Annotated in this window: 5 protein-coding genes; 1 reads left to right on the top strand and 4 read right to left on the bottom strand. The window is 64.1% G+C overall.

Going from position 1 to position 7349, the window contains the following annotated elements; genetic code table 11:
* Nucleotides 1–76: 76 nt before the first annotated feature.
* The 4 genes from chrA to QO014_RS19460 all read right to left on the bottom strand — a co-directional run bounded on the left by chrA (nt 77) and on the right by QO014_RS19460 (nt 6870).
* Nucleotides 77–1258 (bottom strand): chromate efflux transporter, encoded by a 1182-nt coding sequence (gene chrA / locus QO014_RS19445; RefSeq protein WP_266350393.1) that lies wholly within the window; start codon nt 1256–1258, stop codon nt 77–79.
* A 182-nt stretch (nt 1259–1440) separates the two neighbouring features.
* Complete coding sequence (locus QO014_RS19450) at nt 1441–2382, bottom strand: alpha/beta hydrolase family protein (protein ID WP_266350394.1); 942 nt, start codon at nt 2380–2382, stop codon at nt 1441–1443.
* Between the two features lie 196 nt (nt 2383–2578).
* On the bottom strand, nt 2579–5665 hold the full coding sequence (locus QO014_RS19455) for an efflux RND transporter permease subunit (protein WP_266350395.1): 3087 nt from the start codon (nt 5663–5665) through the stop codon (nt 2579–2581).
* Nucleotides 5662–6870, bottom strand: coding sequence for an efflux RND transporter periplasmic adaptor subunit (locus QO014_RS19460; RefSeq protein ID WP_266350396.1), 1209 nt, complete (start codon nt 6868–6870; stop codon nt 5662–5664). Before QO014_RS19460 ends, QO014_RS19455 begins: the two co-directional genes overlap by 4 nt.
* Before the next feature lie 237 nt (nt 6871–7107).
* Here QO014_RS19460 and QO014_RS19465 point away from each other — a divergent pair.
* Nucleotides 7108–7349 (top strand): TetR/AcrR family transcriptional regulator (locus tag QO014_RS19465; protein ID WP_307258818.1); only part of this gene is annotated, 242 nt, incomplete at its 3' end.

The following is a 7349-nucleotide window of genomic DNA, read 5'->3' on the forward strand; positions in this document are numbered from 1 at the left end:
CGCTTCCGCTCCTTTCCCGGCCATCCTGTCCCTACCAGGTGAGCCGCGGAAGAGCCGGAAGCGCCGAAGCCATTCGTCAAACGGGCGGCGACAGCCAGGCCCATCCGGCAAGACCGGCAAAGGGCACGACCAGCCAAGCCGGCACCCGGCCGACTGTCACCAGGCCGAAGCAGACGACAGCGAGCGCCATGTCGCGCGCACCATGGATCGCCGTGATGAAGATCGGGTCATAGAGCGCGGCCGCGAGCAGGCCGACCACGGCCGCGTTGACGCCGGAGAGCGCACGGCGGATCGCCTCGACGCGCCGCAGCCTTTGCCAGAACGGCATGATCCCGACGATGAGCAGGAAGGCTGGAGCAAAGAGAACCAGCGTCGCCAGCGCCGCACCGGCCAGAGGCGGTGACAGCGCGGTCGCCCCCAGGAAGGCGGCGAAGCTGAACAGCGGACCGGGAACCGCCTGGACCGCGCCATAGCCCGCCATGAAGGTCTGCAACGACATGAAGCCTTGCCCGACCACCGCGTCCTGCAGCAGTGGCAGCACGACATGGCCGCCGCCAAACACCAGGGCCCCCGCGCGGTAGAGCGCCGACAGCAGATGAAGCGTCGGTGATGCCCATGCCGAGGCTGCGAGTGGAAGCAGCATGAGGAGCAGGCCGAAGAGCGCCAGTGCCGCCACGGCATAACCGCGCGAAACCGCATGGTGCGATACGTGCCCCGTGGCAGTCGGGTGCTCAACGACGCCGAAAGCGAGGCCCAGGAGCCCGCCGGCGAACAGCACGCCGATCTGCGCCGCGCTGCCGGGCAGGATCAGGCAGATCACCGCGGCGGCGAGCGCGATGGCACCATTGAGCCGGCCGCGGGCGAGCGTCACAGCCATGCTGCGCACGGCATCGAAGACGATAGCGACCGCGACAATGCCGAGCCCCGCCAGCACGCCCGCATTGATCGAGCCCCCCAGGGCCGCGAGCCCGAGCGCGAAACTCGTCATCAGCAGAGCCGCGGGCAGTGTGAAGCCGAGGAACGCGGCGATCGCGCCGCCAAGTCCCGCCTTCTCCATGCCGATCGCCATTCCGAGCTGGCTCGATGTCGGGCCGGGAAGAAACTGGCAGAGCGCGAACAGATCGGCGAACGAGGCTTCGTCGATCCATTTCAGCCGATCGACGAAGGCTGCCCGAAGATAGCCGATATGCGCAATCGGCCCGCCAAAGGCCGTCAGGCCGAGGCGCAGGAATTCGAGAAAGACGCGAGAAGGCGGCACCAAGACGGCGCCATCCGCCTCCTCAAGCACTTCAGATCCCCGCCGCATTGAAATAGGCCCCGCCACTGCACCGGCGCGACGATAGCCGATCGGCGGGCGGGAGGAAGCTCCCTTGGGCTCGTGAGAGCTTCGAATTGAAGGATAGGCCAGACCGGCACAACTGCCGGCCAAGCCTATCCATCCTAATGGGCTGCGATGAAGTCCAGCGAGGCGGCGGCCATCAGATCGACGGTGGCAGGGCCGGTAAACGCATCGAAGCCGTGATCGGTCGGCAGGATCATCAGGCTTTCCTCGCCTTCGTGATAGGTCAGGAATATCTCGCCGGCCTGGGGCTGCGGCGTCACGACCGTGTCCTTGGTTCCGACAATGACGAAGAGCGGGCCATCATATCGCGCAATGGCGGCCACGGGATCCGTCACGACGAGAGACTGGAAGAAGGCAGCCTTGAGGGTGGTCTTGGCGCCCCACGGCAATGTTCCCTCGATCAGTTCGTTCGGATCCTTCGCTGCCATGGCCTTGTCGAGCGCCTCTTTTCCAAGCACGACGCCGAAGGTGAAGACCGGATTGGCGACGGCGGCCCAGAGCGTTGCGCTCGCGACGGGGCGCTCCGCCGCGAGATGCGACGCCACCAGCCCTCCAAGGCTCCAGCCGATGACATGGATCTTGGCCGGGTCGATATCCGTCTCCGTCTTCAGCCAGTCGAACGCCGCAATCGCGTCGGCAATCTGGCTGAACGTGGTGGTGTCCTCCCATTTGCCGGAGCTCTCGCCCGAGCCGACGAAGTCGATCCTGAGGCTCGCGAGCCCGCGTTCGGCGAGAATGCGCGCGGTGCGCGAATAGACGCCTTCCTTCGTGCCTTCGATGGCGAGTTCGTCGCGCTTGCCGGTGAAACCATGCAGGAGCAGTACGACGGGCGGCTTGGCGACGCCCTTCGGAAGCGCCAGCGTGCCCACGATCGTTTCCTTGCCACGCGCGATCTTGACCGTGGTTTCGACGACCTCCCCGGGAGCCCGCGCGAGCGTCGCCTTGGCGGCCTCGGTCAACCGGGCCGTCGCGTCCTCCGCAATGGCCGATCCGACGATCGCGATGAGCATGAACGAGGACAACAGCAGTTTTCTCAGCATCGAATGATCCCCATGAAGCGAGTCGAACACGACTCGATGCTAAGCCAAGCCGGGAGAAAGTCGCTGCCGGTTTTCCGTTCGATACTGCGATAATTCCGTGCGTTCGGATGCCGTTCGTTCGCTCAATGCAGAGCTGACGGCAAAGAAAAGGCCGGCACAGAGGCCGGCCTTTTCGTGATCGGATCGTTCGCCCGCGTCAATGGGCGGGGACGGCATCGGGCGGCGTAGCAGCTGCCGGAGCGCCCTCGTCCTCTTCCTTCTTGTGATGCGGGCTCGACAGGTAGGTGTAGAACATCGGCACCACGAAGAGCGTGAAGATCGTGCCGATCGACATGCCCATGGCGATGACGAGGCCCATGGAGAAGCGGGCCTTGGCGCCAGCGCCCTCCGCGAAGAGCAGCGGCAGCACGCCGAACACCATGGCGGCCGTCGTCATCAGGATCGGGCGAAGACGCACGCGCGCCGCCTCCACGATCGCATCATGCCGATTGAGCCCGCGCAATTCGCGCTGCTGGTTGGCGAACTCCACCATCAGGATGCCGTGCTTTGTGATCAGGCCCACCAGCGTGATCAGGCCCACCTGCGAATAGATGTTGAGCGAGGCCAGGCCGAGATTGAGCGGAACCAATGCACCGAAGATCGAAAGCGGCACCGACATCATGATGATGAGCGGATCGCGGAAGCTCTCGAACTGGGCGGCGAGCACGAGGTAGATCACCACAATCGCGAGCCCGAACACGATCAACAGTGTATTGCCCGTCTCGATTTCCGTGCGCGACTGGCCCGCATATTCGAGGAAATAGCCTCGCGGCATGACTTCCTTCGCGATCTGCTGCAGCGTGGCCAGGCCTTCGCCCGACGTCACCGTCGGCCGTGGCAGGGCCGAAAGGGTCGCCGAGTTCAACTGATTGAACTGTTCGATCGCGGGCGCCGATCCGGTCGTGCTGACCGAGACGACGGCGGAGAGCGGCACCATGGCACCCGACTGGGACCGCACGAAGAACGTGCCCAGGCTTTCCGGGTTCATGCGGTACTTCTGCGGCACCTGCGGGATGATGTCATAGGCGCGGGCTTCGCGATCGAACTTGGAGACACCGTTTTCGCCGACGAGCAGGGTCAGCGTGTTGCCGATATCCGCAACCGAGACGCCGAGTGCTGCGGCGCGATTGCGGTCGATCAGGACGTTCACCTTGGGCGTATCGAAGGAGAGCGAGTTCTGGATGATGATGAACTTGCCCGACGCCATGGCGCGGTTCTTGATCTCGTCGGCGACCGCATAGACGCGGTCGGCGGCTTCCGTCGACTGAATCACGACCTGGATCGGCAGGCCGCCGCCGGTGCCCGGCAATGATGGCACGCCGAACACGAAGGCCTGCACGCCGGCCACCTTGTCCAGACGGCCCTGCACCTCCTGCTGGACCTGGGCCTGCGAACGTGTCCGCTGGCTCCAGGGCTTCAGCACCAGGCCGGCAAAGCCCGAATTCGCGGCGCCGGAGCCGGCGATCGAGAACAGGGCTTCGCGCTCGGGAATGTCCATCGTCTTGGCGGCGATCTCGTCAATATAGAGCTGCGTGTAGTCGATCGTCGCATATTGCGGCGCGTTGACGACCGCGAACATCGCGCCCTGATCTTCCTCAGGCGCCAGCTCCGAAGAGGTCTTGGTGAACAGGAACACCATGGTGCCGAGAAGGGCGAGGACCATAAGGAGCGTGATCGGCCGGACCTTGAGCGAGCCGGTCAACCGGCGCGCATACCAATTGCCGAACCGGTCAAAGACCCGATCGATGAAATGCTGGATGCGACCGCCGCCCGGCTTCAGGATACGGGCGGACATCATGGGCGAGACCGTCAATGCGACGAAGCCCGACAGAACGACTGCGCCGGCAAGCGTCAGCGAGAACTCACGGAACAGCGCGCCCGTCACGCCCTGCGTGAAGGCGATGGGCGCATAGACCGCGGCGAGCGTGATCGTCATGGTGATGACCGCGCCGGTGATTTCCTGCATGCCGACGATCGCGGCGCGCATCGGCTTCAGGCCCTCCTCGATATGGCGGTGGATATTCTCCACCACCACGATCGCGTCGTCGACCACGAGGCCGATCGCCAGCACCATGGCGAGCAGCGTGAGCGTATTCAGCGAATAGCCGAGCGCCCACAGGATGAAGCAGACGCCAATGAGCGAGAGCGGGATCGTCACGATCGGGATGACGACCGAGCGGAACGAGCCGAGGAAGAGGAAGATGACGACGACGACGATCGCCGAAGCCTCGAGGATGGTGTGCAGAACCTCGTCGATCGACGCGCTGATGGCCTCGGTCGAGTCATAGACGAGTTCGATCGTCATGCCCGACGGCAGCGAGTTCTGGATCAACGGCAGTTCGGCGCGAACGCCGGCCGCGACGTCGAGCGGATTGGCCGACGGCGTCTGGAAGATGCCTAGGAAGACGCCTTCCTTGCCATTGAAGCGAACCGCCGTATCGGTCGAGGCGGCCGCGAGCTCGATATGGGCCACATCGCGCAGGCGCACGATCTCGGCACCATTGTTGCGGAGCGGCAACGCGCCAAAGGTCTCCGGATCCTGCAGCGTCGTCTTGGCCTCGATCGAATAGGCGTAATATTCGTTCTTGGTCTTGCCGGGAGCCGACAGGAAGTTGGAACTGTTGATCGCCGCGAGCACTTCGGTCGCGGTCACGTTGCGCGATGCGAGCGCGACCGGATCGATCCAGACGCGCATGGCGAATTCCTGCGCGCCGAGAATATCCGCATTGGCGACGCCGTTGACGGTCGCAAAGCGCGGCTGGATCACGCGGATCAGATAATCGGTCAGTTCCTGCGCGTTCATCGTCTCGCTGCGTGCAGCAAGATACATGAGCGCGAACTGGAAGCCCGTCCCCTTCTGGATCACGGGATCCTTCGCCTCAGTCGGCAACTGGCCGCGGACCTGCTGCACCTTGGCGATGATCTCGGTCAGCGCCTTGTCTGGATCCGTGTTGAGGCGCATGAAGACGGAGACCGTCGAGAGGCCGAGCGCGCTCTTCGACGTCACATAGTCGACACCCTCGGCCGACGACACCGACTTGGTGATCGTCGAGGTGATGAAGCCCTGGATCACGTCCGCGCTGGCGCCCGGATAGGCCGTCGTCACGGTCACGACCGTCTCGTCGACCTTCGGATATTGCCGGATCGACATGGAGAGGATGCCCTGCGCGCCGAGGAGCAGGATCAGGAAGCTGACGACGGTCGAAAGGACCGGTCGGCGGATGAAGATTTCCGAAAAACTCATGACTTGGACGCCCCCGTCTTGGCGGCGGCGTCGCTGATCGGCTGCACGGAATTGTCGATGGCGACCGAGCTGCCGCTCGAGAGCTTGTTCTGACCGGAAGTCACGATCTGCATGCCCGGCTCGACACCCTTGACGATCTCGACCAGATCACCCGAACGGCGGCCGAGCGTGACGAATTGCTGCTTGGCGATGAGGCTCGGCGCGGCGGGGGCCTCGGCCGGCTTGGCCGCACCATCGGCGGGCTTTGCGGCGGCGTCCGGAGCCGGCGTGGCGGGCGCGGCCGGCGGCGGCGCATCCTGCACGACATAGACATAGGCGCCATAAAGGCTGATCGTCACCGCCGTCTGCGGCAGCGCGATCACATTGTCTTCCTGCGGAAGATCGACGCGGACGCGAATGAACTGGCCCGGACGCAATATGCCGGCCGAATTGTCCACGAGCGCCTGCACCGAGACCAGACGTGAACTCGGATCGATCTTGGGATCGATGCCGGTGATCTTGCCGGTGAAGCGCAAGTCATCCTCGGTCAGGCCGAACTTGGCCGTCTGCCCGATTTTCAACTGCGTCAGCTGCTGCTCGGGAATGGTGAAGTTGACCTTCATCGTGTCGAGGTTCTGCAGCGTGGCGACGAGCGTGCCGGGCTGCACATACTGGCCGACATCGATCCGCGGAATACCGATCGTGCCCGCGAACGGCGCCTTGACCGCCTTGTGGTCGAGCGTCGCCTCGAGCTCGGCAAGCGCACCCTTGGCCTTGTCGAGATTGTTCTGCGAATCCTGCAGCGTCGCCACCGTCGAGACATTGCGGTTCAACAGCGCCTGCGTGCGGGTCACGGCGTCCTGCGCCACGGCCACATTCGTCTGCGCGCTGATCAAGCCGGCGCGCTCGACGGAATCGTCGAGTTGCACGAGCAGTTCGCCCTGCGTGACGCGGTCATTCGCCTTGAACGCGATGGTCTGGACGATGCCACTCGCCTGCACGGCGATGTCGACACCCTCGGAGGCCGCCGCCGTGCCGACCGCCTCGATGCCGGGCGTCCACGTCTGCGGCTTGACCTCGATGGCCGAGACCGTCACGACCGGCGCCTTCATATTGGCAAAGAACTGCCCGATCATCTTGTCGCGGAAGAAATTGAACCAGATCAGGCCGCCGCAGATCGCCACGACGACGATCAGGAGCAGGGTGGCAATAATAAACCGCTTCATGACAGGCAATCCAAAAGGCGTGCCCGACCGCCGGGCGACAGCTGTGGTCTGGAAATAACGGACAATGGTACGCCCCGCCAGAGATGGCGGAAAGCTTGCCCGTAAGGATCGAATTAGTGTACCGTCCGGACGGTAGTGTCAACGTGCTGCGCTGCAGCAGATGATGATTGATCGCCAGGCGCGACCGGTTCGCAACACAGGCGACAAGAAGATCGGATCAGCAAGGATGGTGTTCTAGTGTCGCCAAGTGGCCGTTCCGGCACGCGAGGCAATGCCCGCGCTCGGATATTGGAAGCGGCGGCTTTAGTCGCGCAGGATATTGGCCCGGGGCATTTGTCGCTTGAGGCCGTGGCGGAGCGGGCAGGCATATCCAAGGGCGGCCTTCTCTATCACTTTCCGACGAAGCAGGCGTTATTGAGTGGTCTGGTTGAGGCGCATCTTTCTGGGATAGAGGCATCTGCGGGGCTGACGGGCGAGGG

This window comes from Kaistia dalseonensis, assembly GCF_030814715.1.
GTDB lineage: Bacteria > Pseudomonadota > Alphaproteobacteria > Rhizobiales > Kaistiaceae > Kaistia > Kaistia dalseonensis.